This is a genomic window from Planomonospora parontospora (assembly GCA_014647935.1).
GTDB lineage: Bacteria > Actinomycetota > Actinomycetes > Streptosporangiales > Streptosporangiaceae > Planomonospora > Planomonospora parontospora.
The window spans coordinates 519640-536523 of record BMQD01000001.1; the positions used below are offsets into that span (position 1 = coordinate 519640).

At 73.1% G+C, this 16884-nt stretch carries 17 protein-coding genes; 15 read left to right on the forward strand and 2 right to left on the reverse strand.

Features of this window, described 5'->3' with window-relative positions:
- Positions 1-6 precede the first annotated feature (6 nt).
- The 3 genes from hisF to IEZ07_RS02365 all read left to right on the forward strand — a co-directional run bounded on the left by hisF (position 7) and on the right by IEZ07_RS02365 (position 3369).
- Complete coding sequence (gene hisF, locus IEZ07_RS02355) at positions 7-777, forward strand: imidazole glycerol phosphate synthase subunit HisF (RefSeq protein ID WP_068894123.1); 771 nt, start codon at positions 7-9, stop codon at positions 775-777.
- Positions 778-930: 153 nt separating this feature from the next.
- On the forward strand, positions 931-2994 hold the full coding sequence (locus IEZ07_RS02360) for a sensor histidine kinase (protein ID WP_191893234.1): 2064 nt from the start codon (positions 931-933) through the stop codon (positions 2992-2994).
- Between the two features lie 192 nt (positions 2995-3186).
- The gene (locus tag IEZ07_RS02365) at positions 3187-3369 is read left to right on the forward strand and encodes a hypothetical protein (RefSeq protein ID WP_068894121.1); all 183 of its coding nucleotides are present in this window, start codon (positions 3187-3189) and stop codon (positions 3367-3369) included.
- 97 nt (positions 3370-3466) lie between these two features.
- On the opposite strand, the gene IEZ07_RS02370 is transcribed toward IEZ07_RS02365, so the two are convergent.
- Both IEZ07_RS02370 and IEZ07_RS02375 read right to left on the reverse strand, forming a co-directional pair.
- A complete protein-coding gene (locus IEZ07_RS02370; RefSeq protein WP_153054047.1) occupies positions 3467-3649 on the reverse strand; it encodes a hypothetical protein in 183 nt (60 codons plus the stop codon).
- Positions 3650-4143: 494 nt separating this feature from the next.
- Positions 4144-4776, reverse strand: a complete 633-nt coding sequence (locus tag IEZ07_RS02375) for a TIGR03085 family metal-binding protein (RefSeq protein ID WP_191893235.1) — start codon at positions 4774-4776, stop codon at positions 4144-4146.
- A gap of 175 nt (positions 4777-4951) precedes the next feature.
- On the opposite strand from IEZ07_RS02375, the gene IEZ07_RS02380 reads away from it, so the two are divergent.
- From IEZ07_RS02380 to IEZ07_RS02435, 12 genes are all read left to right on the forward strand, one after another.
- Entirely contained in the window at positions 4952-6805 is a 1854-nt protein-coding gene (locus IEZ07_RS02380) for an ABC transporter ATP-binding protein (RefSeq protein WP_191893398.1), read from the forward strand.
- Positions 6802-8601, forward strand: coding sequence for an ABC transporter ATP-binding protein (locus IEZ07_RS02385; protein WP_191893236.1), 1800 nt, complete (start codon positions 6802-6804; stop codon positions 8599-8601). The genes IEZ07_RS02380 and IEZ07_RS02385 overlap by 4 nt, the downstream gene beginning before the upstream one ends.
- A gap of 95 nt (positions 8602-8696) precedes the next feature.
- Positions 8697-9626 carry a polyphosphate kinase 2 gene (gene ppk2 / locus IEZ07_RS02390; RefSeq protein ID WP_191893237.1) on the forward strand — a complete coding sequence of 310 codons (930 nt, stop codon included), beginning with the start codon at positions 8697-8699 and terminating at the stop codon, positions 9624-9626.
- Positions 9627-9764: 138 nt separating this feature from the next.
- Positions 9765-10112, forward strand: coding sequence for a phosphoribosyl-AMP cyclohydrolase (hisI, locus tag IEZ07_RS02395; protein WP_191893238.1), 348 nt, complete (start codon positions 9765-9767; stop codon positions 10110-10112).
- On the forward strand, positions 10109-10870 hold the full coding sequence (locus IEZ07_RS02400) for a Trp biosynthesis-associated membrane protein (protein ID WP_191893239.1): 762 nt from the start codon (positions 10109-10111) through the stop codon (positions 10868-10870). Before hisI ends, IEZ07_RS02400 begins: the two co-directional genes overlap by 4 nt.
- A 185-nt stretch (positions 10871-11055) precedes the next feature.
- Positions 11056-11451, forward strand: coding sequence for a DUF4190 domain-containing protein (locus IEZ07_RS02405; RefSeq protein WP_191893240.1), 396 nt, complete (start codon positions 11056-11058; stop codon positions 11449-11451).
- Between the two features lie 133 nt (positions 11452-11584).
- Positions 11585-12013 carry a DUF2752 domain-containing protein gene (locus IEZ07_RS02410; protein WP_239319317.1) on the forward strand — a complete coding sequence of 143 codons (429 nt, stop codon included), beginning with the start codon at positions 11585-11587 and terminating at the stop codon, positions 12011-12013.
- Between the two features lie 227 nt (positions 12014-12240).
- Complete coding sequence (gene trpC / locus IEZ07_RS02415; protein WP_068894115.1) at positions 12241-13050, forward strand: indole-3-glycerol phosphate synthase TrpC; 810 nt, start codon at positions 12241-12243, stop codon at positions 13048-13050.
- 44 nt (positions 13051-13094) lie between these two features.
- Positions 13095-14303, forward strand: coding sequence for a tryptophan synthase subunit beta (gene trpB, locus IEZ07_RS02420; RefSeq protein WP_239319374.1), 1209 nt, complete (start codon positions 13095-13097; stop codon positions 14301-14303).
- A gap of 70 nt (positions 14304-14373) precedes the next feature.
- Complete coding sequence (trpA, locus tag IEZ07_RS02425) at positions 14374-15168, forward strand: tryptophan synthase subunit alpha (RefSeq protein WP_068894114.1); 795 nt, start codon at positions 14374-14376, stop codon at positions 15166-15168.
- Positions 15169-15575: 407 nt separating this feature from the next.
- Positions 15576-16130 (forward strand): MauE/DoxX family redox-associated membrane protein, encoded by a 555-nt coding sequence (locus tag IEZ07_RS02430; protein ID WP_239319319.1) that lies wholly within the window; start codon positions 15576-15578, stop codon positions 16128-16130.
- Positions 16130-16879 (forward strand): DsbA family protein, encoded by a 750-nt coding sequence (locus IEZ07_RS02435; protein WP_191893243.1) that lies wholly within the window; start codon positions 16130-16132, stop codon positions 16877-16879. The genes IEZ07_RS02430 and IEZ07_RS02435 overlap by 1 nt, the downstream gene beginning before the upstream one ends.
- Positions 16880-16884 lie beyond the last annotated feature (5 nt).

The window sequence follows — 16884 nt, forward strand, 5'->3', positions numbered from 1 at the left end:
CCGCGCGTGAGCGTCGCGGTGCGAGTGATCCCCTGCCTGGACGTGGACGCCGGGCGGGTGGTCAAGGGCGTCAACTTCGAGAACCTGCGCGACGCCGGCGACCCGGTCGAGCTGGCCCGGCGCTACGACGCCGAGGGAGCCGACGAGCTGACGTTCCTGGACATCACCGCGTCCAGCTCCGACCGGTCCACGATGTACGACGTGGTGCGCCGTACGGCCGAGCAGGTGTTCATCCCGCTGACCGTCGGCGGAGGGGTGCGCGCGGTCGAGGACGTCGACCGGCTGCTGCGCGCCGGGGCGGACAAGGTCTCGCTGAACACCGCCGCCATCGCCCGGCCGGAGCTGCTGACCGAGGCCTCGCGGCGGTACGGCGCGCAGTGCGTCGTGCTCTCGGTGGACGCGCGCCGGGTCGTCGACGGCCCGCCCACCCCGTCCGGGTTCGAGGTGACCACGCACGGCGGCCGCCGGGGTACCGGCATCGACGCGGTCGAGTGGGCGCGGCGGGGCGAGGAACTGGGCGTGGGGGAGATCCTGCTCAACTCCATGGACGGCGACGGCACCCGTGACGGCTACGACCTGGAGATGATCCGGGCCGTGCGGGCGGCGGTCTCCGTCCCGGTCATTGCCAGCGGCGGGGCCGGGACCGTGGAGCACTTCGCCCCGGCGGTGGAGGCGGGGGCGGACGCGGTCCTGGCGGCCTCGGTGTTCCACTTCGGCCAGCTCAAGATCGCCGATGTGAAGGACGCCCTCCGCACCGCGGGCCACCCCGTCCGCTGACGGGGCCACCGGGTCGGCCTCGGTGGATATCGGACATCGAGTCGGATAGCACCCCGCCTCAGCGGGGATGAGACGTCTGTGACGACGTTGACGGTGCGGCGGCCGGTGCGGTGGCGCCGGTCGTGAGGGACCCGCATCGCGGACGGCCCGCTGATGTCCGGTAGGGGCGCGGCGCTGCGCCGTACCGCGGGGTTCGCCGTGCTGCACGTGGTCGCGATGCTGGCCGGGCGGCTGGAGCTGGCCGGCGGGGAGGTCTTCGGCCTGGTGTGGCCGGCGGCCGGGGTGGGGGCGCTGTGGCTGCTGGTGCAGCGGCACGAGCGGTCCCGGTGGCTGGACGCGCTGACCATGGTGGCGATCTTCCTCGTCGTCAACCTGCTGACCGGCGCGGCCCTCCCGTCCGCCGTCTTCTTCACCGCGGTGAACCTGGCGCAGATCCTGGTGTTCCTGAAGGTGATCATCTCGGCCTGCCCGGATCTGCGGACCTCCCGCCCGTGGGGAGGTTTCGAGCGGGTGCGGCATCTGTGGGGCCTGCTGGCGGCCGCGGCCGCCGGGGCGGCGGTCGGCGCGCTGGTGGTCCCCACCGTCCTGGGGGTGCTCACCGGCCGGTGGTCGGTCCCGGGCGCCGTGGCGTGGTGGGCGCGCAACGTCGTGAGCATGACGGCGATCCCCGCGCTGGGCCTGTGCCTGGGGCGGCTGCTCGACCGGCGGGCCCGCGCCCGGCGGCGGGCCGCACCGTGGCGGGCGGTGCGGGAGGCGGCGGACCGGGCCGGCGGCCGGCGGATCGCCGAGTGCTGCGTCCTGCCGGCGGCATCGGCGGCGGCCTACCTCGTGACGTTCGGTGTCAGCCACGATCTGCCGCTGGCGTTCCTGCTGATCGCGGTGACGGTCTGGGCCGCCGTGCGCTTCAGTACCGCTCTCGTGGCCCTGCACAGCCTGGTCACCGGCACGGTGGCGATCGTCTTCACCGTGTACGGCAGCGGTCCGTTCACCACGGCCGCCTCGCCGGTGGCCCGGGTGCTGGTGGCGCAGGTCTTCGTCGGGGTGATCACCGTGGTCGGCCTGGCGCTGGCACTCGGCCGGGACGAACGCGACGAGCTGGAACGGCAGCGGGCCGCAGCCGAGAAAGAGGTGATCGCCCAGGCCGGGATGCTCTCGGCGATCGTCGAGTCGATGCACGACGGACTGGCGGTCGTCGACGAGGCCGGGCGGTTCGTCATGAGCAACCCGGCCGCCCGGTGGCTGCTGGGCGCCGGCGGCCCCTTGACCGTCGCCGACGCCTGCGAGCTGCTGCATCCCGACGGCACGCCCGTCGGCAGGCGGCAGCTGCCGTACAGGCTGGCCCTGGCCGGGCACGAGGTCCGCGGCATGGACGTGCTGCTCCGCCTCCCGGGCGCGGCCGGGAACCGCATGCTCAACGTCAGCGCCACCCGGCTGCCCTCCGATCCGCCGCGGGCGGTCGTGGTCTTCCACGACGTCACAGACGAGCGGCGGCACCGCGACGAGCTGGCGGCCTTCGCCGGGGTGGTGGCCCACGATCTGCTCAACCCGCTGGGCACCATCGACGGCTGGGCGGAGATCCTGGCCGACGCCGCCGAGGCGGCCCCCGGAGGCGTCGCGCCGGACGGGGCCGGTGACGGCGTCGCCCGCATCCGGCAGGCTTCGGCGCGGATGCGGGAGCTGATCCAGGACCTGCTGGCGCACACCGCCGCGCGGGACGCGCCCATCACCCCCGTCCCGGTCGACCTCGGGCGCGCCGTGCGGGAGGTGGCCGCGGCCCGCGGCGACCTCCCGGAGGCGGCGGCCCGGGGGCGGGCCCCGGTGTTCCACATCGGCGAGCTGGCCGCGGTCCGGGCCGATCGGGTGCTGCTGCGCCAGCTGCTGGACAACCTGATCGGCAACGCGGTGAAGTACACCGCCCCGGGCGAGCGGCCGGAGATCACCGTCACCTCCGCGGTCGAGCGGCCGGGCTGGGTCCGCGTCGAGATCGCCGACCGGGGCATCGGGATCCCGCCGGGACAGCACGAGGCGATCTTCCAGAGCTTCCGCCGGGCCCACGAGGGCCGCTCCTACAGCGGCAGCGGGCTCGGCCTGGCCATCTGCAAGCGCATCGTCGAGCGGCACGGCGGCACGATAGGGGTGCAGGACGACCCGGGCGGGGGGTCGCGGTTCCACTTCACGCTGCCCGCCGCCGACGTCCCCGATGAGACGGCCGGGTGAGCCGGGCCGTCCCGCCGGTCGGCATCCGGTCGGCATCCGGTCGGCAGGGTCACGCTGCCGGTGGCCGCCGCAGGAGCGCAGGGCCGCGGCGAGGCCGGTGTTTGATCGTCGGCGGCACGGGGAGAGGTTCACGCACGGCGCGGCGGTGCGCCGCGTGAGACGACGGAGAGTGAGATGACCAGGAGGTCGGGAATGCTCGGAACATCTGCCCGGCGGACGGCGGCGGCCGCACTGGCGATGGCCGCCCTCACCGGACTGCTCGGTGGTTGCGGCGGCGGTGGTGATGACGACGGTGACAGCCCCGACGTGGTCGAGACCTCGGCGCCCGGCGTCGAGAACGACGGCGAGACGGACAACGACGGGGACGGCGACTGACGTCACGGGGTTCGGGGTGCCGCGCTCCCGGATGGAACCGTTCGGGAGCGCGGGGAGGAGCGAAAAGGATCGGGGCGAAGCGGACCTTCGCCGGCGGTCAGCTCAGTACGTTCGTGAAGAACAGGGCCAACCGGTCGGCCCCCTCGATGATGCCGTCGAAGACCCCGCTGACCGCTGCGGCGGCCTCGGCGGGTCGGCTGAACAGATAAAAGGCCACGAACGCCACCGCTGCGTAGGTGGCGATCTTCTTGACCTGCATGGGGGCCTCCTGCAGTTCCATTCCCAGCCGTATATACCCTGATTTTAAGGATCTCTGGCATCTTCGGCCCGGGTGGCTCCCGGATCTTGATGATCATACCTGGCGCGCCGGGGCGAGCCATGGCCGGATCGCAGGATTGGCATGGTCGGTCCCCTCCCCGTCATGGTGCGCAGGGAGCGCCGCCGTTGTCCAACCCGGAGTGCAAGGTATGGCGGAAGGGCGACCGGCGGCGGCGGGATCGCGAAGCCGGGGCCGGTGCCGTGACCAGCGGACGGATCTCCGGCTCGGGTCGCGGGAACGGGGTCGGCCGTCCGGTTCCGGACAGCGGGCCGGCGGCCCGGAACGGCGCCGGGCCCGCGGGTCACGGCAGGAGCGGGCTCCGGGCCCGGCACCCGGTGGCTACGGGTCCCCGCCCGCCGGGTCCGGGCCCGGGGCCCGGTGATTCCGGGTCCCCGGCCGCGGGGTCCGGGGGAGGCGGTCCGGCGGATCCGGGTCCCCCGCCGCGGGGAGGCCGTTCAGACGCCCAGGGAGGCGTCCATCAGGCGGGCCACGGAGCCCTCGTCGCCGTTGAGGCTCACCCTGGCGTGGGCCTGCCTGCCGAAGCAGAACAGCAGCAGCTCGCTGGCCGGGCCGGTCACCTCGACCTTCGGACCCTCATTGGCGCCGCCGAGGGCGACGCCGCCGCCGATCCGGTGCAGGACGACGCCGACCGGGGCCCTGCGCAGGAACAGCCCCCGGCCGGCCCGGACCCGCTTCCAGAACAGCTCCTCCAGGTCGGCGGGGAGCTCGCGGGGCTCCCACACGCGCTGCGCCCGGCGCAGGTCCTCGTGGTGGACGAACATCTCCATGGTGTTCACGGCGGAGTCCAGGCCGGGGACCAGCCCGTAGACGCCGCCGGGCCCGGAGCGGACGAGCTCGACCAGCCCGCCGAAGCCGTGATCGGCCTTGAGCGACCCCTGCACCCGGGCGGTGTACCCCGCCAGCGGGGCCAGGGCGATGCCGGGGGCGGCGTCGAGGCGGCGCTCCCGCAGCACGAGGTGGGCGGCGAGGTCGAAGGCGGTCCAGCCCTCGCAGAGCGTGGGGGCGTCCGGGCCGAGCCGGACGAGCAGGTCGCTGAGCTCAGCGCGTTCGGCACGGGCGTGGTTCATGGTGTGATCCTAACAAGGCCGTTGCGCGAGCAACGGGCGAGGAGCCGACCCGCCGATCATGGAAGGGCGGCTGCGGCGGGAATAACGTGTCGGTCCGGCGTGATAGTCACATAGGTAACGACATCTCCAGCGAAAGGACACCCTCCGAGTGGCGAGCAAGGTGACGTCCGCCGTCATGCGCAAAGGGCTCCGCGTTCTGGGGGTGGCCATCCGGGCGGAGAAGGCGGTCTTCACCGCCGCGGTGCTGGCCAGCTCCGTCTACGGCGCGATGACGGTCGCGTCGGCGTGGGCACTGGGCTGGGCCACCGAGAACGTCGTGCTGCCCGCGTTCCGCCAGGGCGAGGTCGGCACCGGCACGCTCGTGGCGGGCGTGCTCCTCATCGTCGGCACCGCGCTGCTCAAGGCGCTGGGCGTGGCCGGCCGCCGGTTCTTCGCCGGCGTCATGCAGTACCGCATGCAGGCCCGCTCCCGGCGGGACGTCACCCGCCAGTACCTCAGGCTCCCGCTGGCCTGGCACCACCGGCATCCGACCGGTCAGCTGCTCTCCAACGCCAGCGCCGACGCCGAGGCCGCCTGGGCGCCGCTGGCCCCGCTGCCGATGGCCGTCGGCGTGGTCGTCATGCTGGTCACCGCCGCGGTCGCGCTCGTCCTGACCGACCTGCCGCTCGCCCTCGTCGGCTTCCTGGTCTTCCCGGCCATCGCCCTGCTCAACCTGGTCTACCAGCGCAGGCTCAGCCCGCTGGCCACCCGCGCCCAGCAGCTGCGCGCCGAGGTCAGCGAGATCGCGCACGAGAGCTTCGACGGGGCGCTGGTCGTCAAGACCCTCGGCCGGGAGGACGCCGAGACCGCCAGGTTCCGGGCCAGGGCCGAGCGGCTGCGCGACGCCAACATCGCGGTGGGGCGCGTGCGGGGGCTGTTCGACCCGATGCTGGAGGCCCTGCCCACCCTCGGCGTGCTGGCCGTGCTGCTGGTCGGCGCGGCCCGGCTGGAGGGCGGCGCGATCACCGCCGGGACCCTGGTCCAGGTCGCCTACCTGTTCACCCTGCTGGCCTTCCCGATCCGCGCCCTCGGCTGGGTGCTCGCCGAGCTGCCCCGCGCAGTCGTCGGCTACGAGCGGGTCCAGGAGGTGCTGTCGGCCACCGGTTCCATGGAGTACGGCACCGCCGTCCTGGCCGGGGACGCCCCGGCCAGGCTGGAGGTGCGCGGCCTCGGCTACGCCTACGGGGACGTCCCGGTCCTGTCGGGGGTGGACTTCGAGGTCGAGCCGGGCCGTACGACCGCCCTGGTCGGACCCACCGGCTCCGGCAAGTCCACGCTCGTGCAGACCTTCGTCCGGCTCGTCGACCCGGCGGAGGGGGCCGTGCTCGTCGACGGCACGGACCTGCGCGAGGCGGCGCGCGGCGCGGTCAGCGACGTGGTGGCGCTGGTGCCGCAGCAGACGTTCCTGTTCGACGACACGGTCCGCGGCAACATCACCCTGGGGCTGCCGGTCGACGACCAGGAGGTCTGGGCGGCGTTGCGCCTGGCCCAGGCCGAGGGCTTCGTCAGCGCCCTGCCCGCCGGGCTCGACACCAAGGTCGGAGAGCGCGGCACCACCCTGTCGGGCGGCCAGCGCCAGCGCCTGGCGCTGGCCCGCGCGCTGGTCCGCCGCCCGAGGCTGCTCGTCCTGGACGACGCGACTTCCAGCGTCGACCCCCAGGTGGAGGCGAAGATCCTGTACGGCCTGCGGGACGCCGCCGCCACGTCGGCGGCCTCGACCGTGGTGGTCGTGGCCTACCGGATGGCCACCATCGCCCTGGCCGACGAGGTCGTCTACCTCGAGCACGGCCGCGTCGTCGACCGCGGCCCGCACGACGAGCTGCTGGCCCGCTGCGCGGGATACCGCAACCTGGTCACCGCCTACGAGCGCGAGGAGGCCGAGCGGGAGGCGCTCGGAGCCGACGAGGAGACCGGCGGGGAGGCCGCCGGGAGGCCCGGCGGGGACCTCGGCGCCGACGAGATCAGCACCGACGAGGAGATCAGCGCGTGACGACACTCCAGGAGACCCCCGGGACCCAGGGCCTGCGGGGCGTCGAGCGGTCCGCGATCGCGACCGTGCGGCACGGGCTGTCCCTCACCCCCGAGATCCGCAAGGGACTGGGCGGCACGTTCGCGCTCGCGGTGCTCGCCACGGTCGGCAAGGTGATCGTGCCGATCGCCGTGCAGCAGACCATGGACAGGGGCCTGGAGGGCCCCGTGCCCGACGTGGCGTACATCCGCGCCGTCGTGGCGGTCTGCGCCGCGGCGGTGCTGCTCACCGCGTTCTGCGGCTACCTGATGAACGTCCGCCTCTACAAGGCGACCGAGTCCTCGCTGGCCACGCTCCGGGTGCGCGGCTTCCGGCACGTGCACGACCTGTCGGTGCTCACCCAGAACTCCGAGCGGCGCGGCGCGCTGGTCTCGCGGGTCACCGGGGACGTCGACCAGATCAGCGCCTTCATGCAGTGGGGCGGCCTGATGATCATCGTCGCGCTGGGCCAGCTGCTCGTGGCCAGCGTGCTGATGTTCGTCTACTCCTGGCAGCTCGGACTGCTGGTCTGGTTCTGCTTCCTGCCGCTCATGGCCGCGATGCCGCGCTTCCAGCGGTGGCTGTCGGCCGCCTACACCCGCGTCCGCGAGCGGACCGGCGACATGCTCTCCGCGGTCGGCGAGTCGGTCGTCGGCGCGGCGGTGATCCGCGCCTACGGCGCCGAGACCCGCACGTCCGAGCGGCTGGACACCGCGATCGAGGCCAACAAGACCGCCCAGGCCCGCACCCAGAAGATCGTCGCGACCGTCTTCCCGCTGACCGAGATCGTGGCCGCCGTGGCGGTGGCCGGAGTGGTGCTGCTCGGCGTGCGGCTCGGCGTGGACGGCGACATCTCCGAGGGGCGGCTGGTCGCCTTCCTCTTCCTGATCACGCTGTTCATCTCCCCGCTGCAGATCGCGACCGAGGTGCTCAACGAGGCGCAGAACGCGATCGCCGGCTGGCGGCGGATCCTGGGCGTGCTCGACACCCCGCCCGACGTCGCCGACCCGGGAGAGGACGGCGTCGACCTGCCGCGCGGGCCCATCTCCGTCTCCTTCCAGGAGGTCGGCTTCACCTACCCCGGCGGGCCCGCGGTGCTGAGCGACGTCTCGGTCGACATCCCGCCGCGCTCGCGGATCGCGGTGGTGGGGGAGACCGGCTCCGGCAAGACGACCTTCGCCAAACTGCTCACCCGGTTGATGGACCCCGTCTCCGGGCGGGTGACCGTGGACGGCGAGGACCTGCGGAGGGTGCGCTTCTCCTCGCTGCGCGAGCGGATCGTCATGGTCCCGCAGGACGGCTTCCTGTTCGACGGCACGCTGGCCGACAACATCCGCTTCGGCCGCCCGCCGGCGACCGACGAGGAGATCCGGCTTGCCCTGACCGAGCTGGGCCTGACCGACTGGCTGGAAGGACTGCCCGCGGGCCTGGACACCCCGGTCGGCCAGCGCGGTGAGTCGCTCTCGGCGGGCGAGCGCCAGCTCGTCGCGCTGGCCCGCGCCTACCTCGCCGACCCCGACCTGCTCCTGCTGGACGAGGCCACCTCCGCGGTGGACCCGGCGACGGAGGTACGGCTGGCCCGCGCGCTGGAGGGCGTCACGCGGGGCCGTACCGCGGTCTCCATCGCGCACCGGCTGTCCACCGCGGAGGCGGCCGACGAGGTGCTGGTCTTCGACCGGGGCCGGATCGTCCAGCGCGGGCCGCACGCCGAGCTGGTGGCGCGGCCCGGGGTCTACGCCGACCTGCACGCGTCCTGGGTGTCGGCCGCCCGGTCGTGAACCGGCGGCCGTACGGCGGGCGGCCAGCGAAATAAACCCCCATAAAAGGGACATATCTCAGGGTTAAAGCGTGCTTCTGGTGGCAGAGGGCGGGTATGGACGCGAACCTGCTGCCCCCGGGAGTGCGCTCGGCCGTGGCCGAAAGTGATCTGATGGACGACCTGGACGACTTCCTGGTCGACGACGATGACGACGACGATCCCGTGCTGAGGCGGCGGGACGGCAGTCCCGTGGACACCTGGCGGGAGCACTACCCCTACGACGAGCGCATGACCCGGGACGAGTACGACCGGGTCAAACGGCTGCTCCAGATCGAGCTGCTCAAACTGCAGTACTGGATCAAGGACACCGGCGGCCGGCTGGTGATCCTGTTCGAGGGACGCGACGCGGCGGGCAAGGGCGGCACGATCAAGCGGTTCATGGAGCACCTCAACCCGCGCGGCGCGCGCGTGGTCGCGCTGGAGAAGCCCAGCGAGCGCGAGAGCACCCAGTGGTACTTCCAGCGCTACGTCGCCCACCTGCCCGCCGCGGGGGAGATGGTCTTCTTCGACCGCTCCTGGTACAACCGCGCCGGGGTGGAGCGGGTAATGGGCTTCGCGAGCCCGGAGCAGTACCTCGAGTTCATGCGGCAGACCCCCGAGCTGGAGCGCATGCTGGTCCGCGACGGCGTCCACCTGGTGAAGTTCTGGTTCTCGGTGTCGCGCAAGGAGCAGCGGACCCGCTTCCTGATCCGCCAGGTCGACCCGGTCCGGCAGTGGAAGCTCTCGCCGATGGACCTGGAGTCGCTGGACAAGTGGGACGGGTACACCGAGGCCAAGGAGGACATGTTCCTGCACACCGACACGGACGAGGCGCCGTGGACGGTGGTCAAGAGCAACGACAAGAAGCGGGCCAGGATCGAGGCCATGCGGCACGTGCTGAGCCTGTTCGAGTACGAGAACAAGGACCACGAGATCGTCGGGACCCCCGACCCGAAGATCGTGGTCAAGGCCGCCGACGTGCTGGACGACGACCGCGTGCGCTAGGCGGCCGCCCGGTGCGGCGGACGGGTGGGCGGTCGGCCGTTCCGGTCGGGCCGGGCGGGCCGTTCCGGGGTGGCGGACGGACCGTCCGGCGGTGATGCGCGGGCCGCCGCACGCTCCCGGCTGCGGCACAATTGCCGCATGTCCCTTGACCCCGCCATCGCCGCCCGGCTGAAGCGCACCGCCGACGGGCTGGTGCCCGCCATCGTCCAGCAGTACGACACCGGCGAGGTGCTGATGCTCGCCTGGATGGACGACGAGGCCCTGCACCGCACGCTCACCACCGGCCGGGCCACCTACTGGTCGCGCAGCCGCGGTTCCTACTGGGTCAAGGGCGACACCTCCGGCCACGTCCAGCACGTCAGGTCCGCGGCCCTGGACTGCGACGGGGACACGATCCTGCTCAAGGTCGACCAGGTGGGCGCGGCGTGCCACACCGGCGACCGCACCTGCTTCGACGCGGACGAGCTGACGGTGGCCCCGGCGTGAACGCCAGGCGGGAGCTGTGGACCTGGGCGGCCGTGAGCGCGGCGGCCGCGGGCCTGGTCCTGCCGGTCACCGCGCAGGACTGGGCCACCCGGGACGTCGGCGGCGTCCCGGGTGCCGGCCCCGAGACGCTCGCCCTGCCGGGTGGCGAACTCGCGCCCTTCCTGAGCCCGGTGGCGCTGGCCGCCCTCGCCGCGGTGGTCTCCGTGCTCGCCACGCGAGGCGCGCTGCGCGCGGTCATCGGAGCGGTCATCTCCCTCTGCGGGGCGGGCGCGGCCGCGGGCGCCCTGCTGGCGACAGGGGAGGAGGCGCTCGCCGCCGCGTCGGAGGGGAAGGCGGTCGTCGGCGGGGGCGCCGGCGCCCTGGCCGCCTCGGCCTCCTGGACCGTCCACTGGATCTGGCCGCTGACGGCGGCGGCGGGCGGGCTGGTCCTGGTGGCCGCCGGAGCGGCGGCCGCGCTGCGCGGCCGCCGGTGGCCCGGCATGTCCGACCGGTACGACCGCCCGGCGCCCGGTACGGCGGGCCCCGCCGCGGGCCCGGTCACCGAGCGGGCGCTGTGGGACGCGATCGACCGCGGGACCGACCCGACCGACGGCCCGACCGACGGCCCTGCCGGCGCCCGGCCGGACGACCGGGCCGGTGATCCGTCCGGCGACTCTGCCGGCGACCCTGTCTGCGACGCGTCCGGAGACCCGGTCGCGGGATCGTCCGCCAGCGCCGGCCGGGACCCGGCCGAGGAGCCCGTGCCCGGGAAGCGCTGACCGCGGCCGTCCGAATCGCCTGTCGGCGCAGGTCGGCGAGCCCGTGCGCGGGGAGCGCTGACCGGGGCCGTCCGGATCGCCCCGATCGCCGGATCACAACTTGCCCACAGGGCGGCCGTACCCGCCTGGAACAGGTACGTTGTCGCTAGGTTGCCGCCTGCAACTCGGATAAAGGGGAGTGATTCATGAGCTACGGGAATCAGTCGGGCGGTTACGGGCCTCCCGGAGGATACGGTCCTCCCGGCGGCTACGGCGGGCCGCCGCCCGGAGGCGGTTACGACCCCTACGGCTACGGCGGGCCGCCCCCGCCCCGCGGGAACAACGGCATGGCGATCGCCTCACTGATCATGGGCATCATCGGGCTCTTCACCTGCGGCGTCACCTCGCTGGTGGGCATCGTGCTCGGGCACGTCTCGCTGAACCAGATCAAGCGGACCGGCGAGGAGGGGCGCGGCCTGGGCATCGCCGGCCTGATCCTGTCCTATTTCGGCATCGTCGGGTGGCTCCTCCTGCTCGTCTTCGCGCTGATGCTCGGCTGGTGGGGGCTGGGAGTCGCCGCCACCTCGGGTTACGGCCTCTGACGGACATCCTCGTGCACGGACACCCGCGTGTGCTGACGGGTGTCCCCGCGCGCGTTGAGTATCGTGACCGGGTGACGGACGGCGGCCGGCGGAGGACCCGGGCGGGCCGGGACGGCGGGGAGGCCGGGGCGGGGTGACTGAGGAGACGGCGGGCGCGCGGCGGTCCGGGGTGCGGGCCCTGGCGGCGCCCCTGGGCGCGGCGCTGGCGGCGGGGGCCGCGTTCGCCCTGGTGGGCGCGGTCGACCCGAACGAGCCCGGACACTACCCCTCCTGCCCCTTCCTGACGCTGACGGGGCTCTACTGCCCCGGCTGCGGCGGCCTGCGGGCCGTGCACGCGCTCGCCCACGGCGATCCCGCCGCGGCCCTCGGCCTCAACCCGCTCCTCGTGGCCGCGGCGCCGCTCCTGGCCGCACTCTGGGTGCGCTGGGCGGTGCGGTCCTGGCGGGGCCTGCCGTTCGGCGCGGCGGGGCTCCGTCCCGTGCACGCGTGGTGGCTGCTCGGCGTGATGATCGTTTTTTGGATAGGACGAAATCTACCTTTCGGGGACTTCCTGGCGCCATAGCGACCACGCCCGTCACCCGGTGGCGGGGTGACCTCGGCAAGGCCGATAGCATCGGCAGGACAAGGGCAATCGATCGGGAGGGACCTGACCCGTGAGCGAGCGGAGCGAGCGAGCCACCAGACGCAGCAGCTTGCGAACGAGGGCGACGGAGGGGGCCCGGTGAGCGAGTGGACCACGGGTGCGGGGATGATCACGGACGTGGCCTCCGGGCCTCACGGGGAGGCCTCATGAGCGTTCTGGACGAGATCATCGACGGCGTCCGCGCCGATCTGGCCGAACGGCAGCAGGCCGTGGCCCTGTCCGAGCTCAAGGCGCGGGCCGAGCGGGCGCCGGCGCCCCGCGACGCCTACAAGGCGCTCGGCGGCGACCAGGTGGCCGTCATCGCGGAGGTGAAACGCTCCAGTCCCTCGAAGGGCGCGCTGGCCGCGATCGCCGACCCGGCCGCCCTGGCCGCCGACTACGAGGCCGGCGGCGCGCACGTCATCAGCGTGCTGACCGAGAAGCGCCGCTTCGGCGGCAGCCTCGACGACCTGGCCGCCGTGCGCGCCGTCGTCGACATCCCGGTGCTGCGCAAGGACTTCATCGTCACCTCCTACCAGCTCTGGGAGGCCCGTGCCCACGGTGCCGACCTGGCGCTGCTGATCGTGGCCGCGCTGGACCAGAACGCGCTGGTCTCCCTCATCGAGCGGGCCGAGTCGATCGGCCTGGCCCCGCTGGTGGAGGTGCACACCGCCGAGGAGCTCGACCGGGCGCTGGACGCCGGAGCCCGGATCATCGGCATCAACGCGCGCAACCTCAAGACCCTCGAGGTCGACCGGGAGGTGTTCGCCAAGCTGGCGCCGGAGATCCCCGACGGCATCATCAAGATCGCCGAATCGGGTGTGCGCGGCCCCCACGACCTGCTCGCCTACGCCCGGGCCGGCGCCGACGCCGTCCTGGTCGGGGAGAGCCTGGTGACCGGCAAGGACCCCCGGGCCGCCGTCGTGGACCTGGTCACCGCCGGAGCCCACCCCGCATCCCGACCCGAGGGGCAGTAAGACAAGTGACAGCGACGCAAGAGCCCATCCTCACCGCGGCGGACCTGGCAGGCCACGGCGTCCACGGCGACGACCCGGACGCCCAGGGCAAGTTCGGCATCTTCGGCGGCCGCTACGTGCCCGAGGCGCTCATCCCGGCGCTGGACGAGGTCGCCGCCGAGTACGACCGGGCCAGGAACGACCCCGCCTTCCTGCGCGAGTTCGACCATCTGCTGCGCACCTACGCCGGACGGCCGACCACCCTCACCGAGGTGCCGCGCTTCGCCGAGCAGGCGGGCGGCGCCCGGATCATCCTCAAGCGCGAGGACCTGACCCACACCGGCGCACACAAGATCAACAATGTGCTCGGCCAGGCCCTGCTCACCAAGCGCCTGGGCAAGACGCGGGTGATCGCCGAGACCGGCGCCGGTCAGCACGGCGTCGCCACCGCGACCGCCGCCGCCCTGATGGGCCTGGAGTGCGTCATCTACATGGGCGCCGTCGACTGCGAGCGCCAGGCGCTGAACGTGGCGCGGATGAAGCTGCTCGGCGCCACGGTCGTCCCGGTCACCAACGGCAGCCAGACCCTCAAGGACGCCATCAACGAGGCGTTCCGCGACTGGGTCACCAACGTCGACCGCACCCACTACCTGTTCGGCACGATCGCCGGTCCGCACCCGTTCCCCGAGATCGTGCGCGACTTCGCCCGCATCATCGGGGTCGAGGCCCGCCGCCAGATGCTGGAGCTGACCGGCGCCCTGCCGGACGCCGTCTGCGCGGCCGTCGGCGGCGGCTCGAACGCGATCGGCATCTTCCACGCCTTCATCGAGGACTCCGGCCTCGTCGCGCTGCACGGCTACGAGGCCGGAGGCCGGGGCCTGGAGACCGGAGAGCACGCGCTCACGCTCACCGCGGGCTCGGTCGGCGTGCTGCACGGCTCGCGCACCTACGTCCTGCAGGACGAGGAGGGGCAGACGATCGAGTCGCACTCGATCTCCGCCGGGCTCGACTACCCGGGCGTCGGCCCCGAGCACGCCTGGCTGAAGGACAGCGGTCGCGCCGTCTACCACGGCGTCACCGACGCCGAGGCGATGGAGGCCTTCGCGCTCCTGGCCCGCACCGAGGGCATCATCCCGGCGATCGAGTCCTCCCACGCCCTGGCCGGAGCCCTCAAGCTCGGCCGCGAGCTGGGCCCCGAGGCGACCATCCTGGTCAACCTCTCGGGCCGCGGCGACAAGGACATGGGCACCGCCATGAAGTACTTCGACCTCTGACGACCGACCCGCCTCCCCTCCGGCCCGGTCCGGAGGGGGCCCAGGGCCCCGATCCGCAACGGAACCCAACATGACGACTCTCCAGACGGTGTTCGCCAAGGCGAAGGCGGACGACCGCGCAGCCCTCGTCGGATACCTCCCCGCCGGATTCCCGACGAAGGACGGCGCGATCGCGGCCGCCACCGCCATGGTGGAGGCGGGCTGCGACGTGATCGAGATCGGCCTGCCCTACTCCGACCCGCTCATGGACGGTCCGACCATCCAGGACGCGGTGCACCGGGCGCTGAGCAACGGCACCCGCATCGCCGACGTGCTGCGCACGGTCGAGGGCGTGGCCAAGACGGGCGCGGCCACCCTCGTCATGACCTACTGGAATCCGATCGACCGCTACGGGGCCGAGCGGTTCGCCCGTGACCTGGCGAGTGCGGGCGGCGTGGGCACCATCACCCCGGACCTGACCCCGGAGGAGGCCGGTCCCTGGCGGGAGGCCAGTGCCGCCGCCGGGATCGACACCGTCTTCCTGGTCGCGCCCAGCTCCACCGACGAGCGCATCAAGGCCGTCGTCGAGTGCTGCACCGGTTTCGTCTACGCGGCCTCGCTGATGGGCGTCACCGGTGCCCGCGAGTCGGTCAGCTCGTCGGCGCAGGGCCTGGTCGAGCGGACCCGCGCCCACACCGACCTGCCGGTCTGCGTGGGGCTGGGGGTCGGCAACGGCCGGCAGGCCGCAGAGGTCGCGGCCTACGCCGACGGCGTGATCGTGGGTTCGGCGTTCATCCGCCGCCTCCTGGACGCCGCCGACGAGGCCTCGGGCCTGGCGGCGGTCCGCGAGCTCGGCGCCGAACTCGCGGCGGGCGTGCGCGGCTGACCCGTCCGGGAGTCTCCGGCCCGCAAGAGCGGCCGTCCGCCGGGACGGCCGCTTTTCCGCGTCCGCCGTGGCTCGCCCGACGCGGTGCGTCCGGCCCCGGCGTGTTCTGAACCTCCTGGTCCGGCACGGCGCGTCCGGCGCCTCCCGGACGGGAGACCGGGGCGTCCGGACCCACCGGTCCCGATCGCCAGCCCGGGACCGGAGCCGCTCGGGGCAGGGCCCGCGATCAAGGCGATGTCCAGGACTTATACAGTGCTTATGGAGCTCATGATGGGCTTTCCCGGGACATCCGGAAGATCCGTGGAGGACCGTCACGGCGGAACCCGGAATAGGAGACGATGGTGCTCGTGACTTCTGACAAGACCGCGTCCCCAGGGCCGCGTGCCGTCCGTTCGGCGCTACCCTGGGTGACGACCGCCTCGCGGCTGGTGCTGGGAGGTGTGCTGATCGTCGCCGGTTGGGGGAAGATCGGCACGCCTGTCCTGTCGGTCCAGGCGGTCAAGGCGTACGACCTGCTTCCGGAATCGCTCGCCACGGTGGTCGGCTACGGCCTGCCCATCATGGAGATCGTCGTCGGGGTGCTGCTGGTCGTCGGGCTGCTCACGCGGGTCGCGGGAGTCATCTCCGCGCTGCTCATGCTGGCCTTCGTGATCGGCATCGCCTCCGCCTGGGCGCGCGGGCTGCGGATCGACTGCGGCTGCTTCGGCGGCGGCGGCCAGCTCGCGGCCGGCGTGGAGCCCAGCTACCTCGTCGACATCCTGCGGGACTTCGGCCTGTTCGCGCTCGGCGTGGTCATCGCCTGGTTCCCGCCGGGCCGGTTCGCGCTGGACTCCGTGCTCGGGGTCACCTCCGCGCGGGAGCCCGATTCGTACGACACCGATGACACCGACGACACCGACGGCGCCGAGGGCGACGGCATCGAGGGCGACGACGGCGAACCCCTGCAGAAGGAGAACCACTGATGGGCAAGGCCGCACGGGACCAGTCGGCCCGTGACCGGATCAAGGCGCAGCGCGAGGCGGAGCGGAAGCAGGAGCAGCGCAAGCGCATGACGACCATCGCGACCGTGGTGGTCGTCGCGCTGGCCGCCGTCGGCGCGGGCTGGTGGTACTCCATCCAGAGCGGTCAATCCGAGGAGACCACGACGGCGCTGGCTCCGATCACCGTCCAGAGCGACGGATCGGTCGTCATGGCCAAGGCCGGCGTGGACAAGCCGGTGCTGGACGTCTACGAGGACTTCCAGTGCCCGATCTGCCGGGAGCTGGACAAGACCAGCGGCCCGACCGTCAAGAACCTGGCGGCCGAGGGCAAGGTCAAGGTGGTGTACCACCCCATCACGATCTTCGGTGAGGGCGTCGTCCGGGACAACTCCGTCCGCGCCGGGGCCGCGGCCCGCTGCGTGCCCGACGGCAGGCAGTGGATGGCCTACCACGACAAGCTCTTCGAGGAGCAGCCCCCGGAGACGGTCGAGGGCTTCAAGACCGGCGAACTGGTCGAGTGGGGCAAGGAGGCCGGGGTCACCGCCCCGGGCTTCGAGCAGTGCGTCACCTCGCAGCAGCACGCCAAGGCGCACGCCGACTACTCGAACGCGCAGATCGAGAGCGCGCAGATCCAGGGGACGCCGACGCTGAAGCTCAACGGGACGGCGCTCGGCAACGAGGCGTTCAACCCGTCGCAGCTGCGCCAGGCGATCCTCGATGCCGCCAAGTAGCGCGT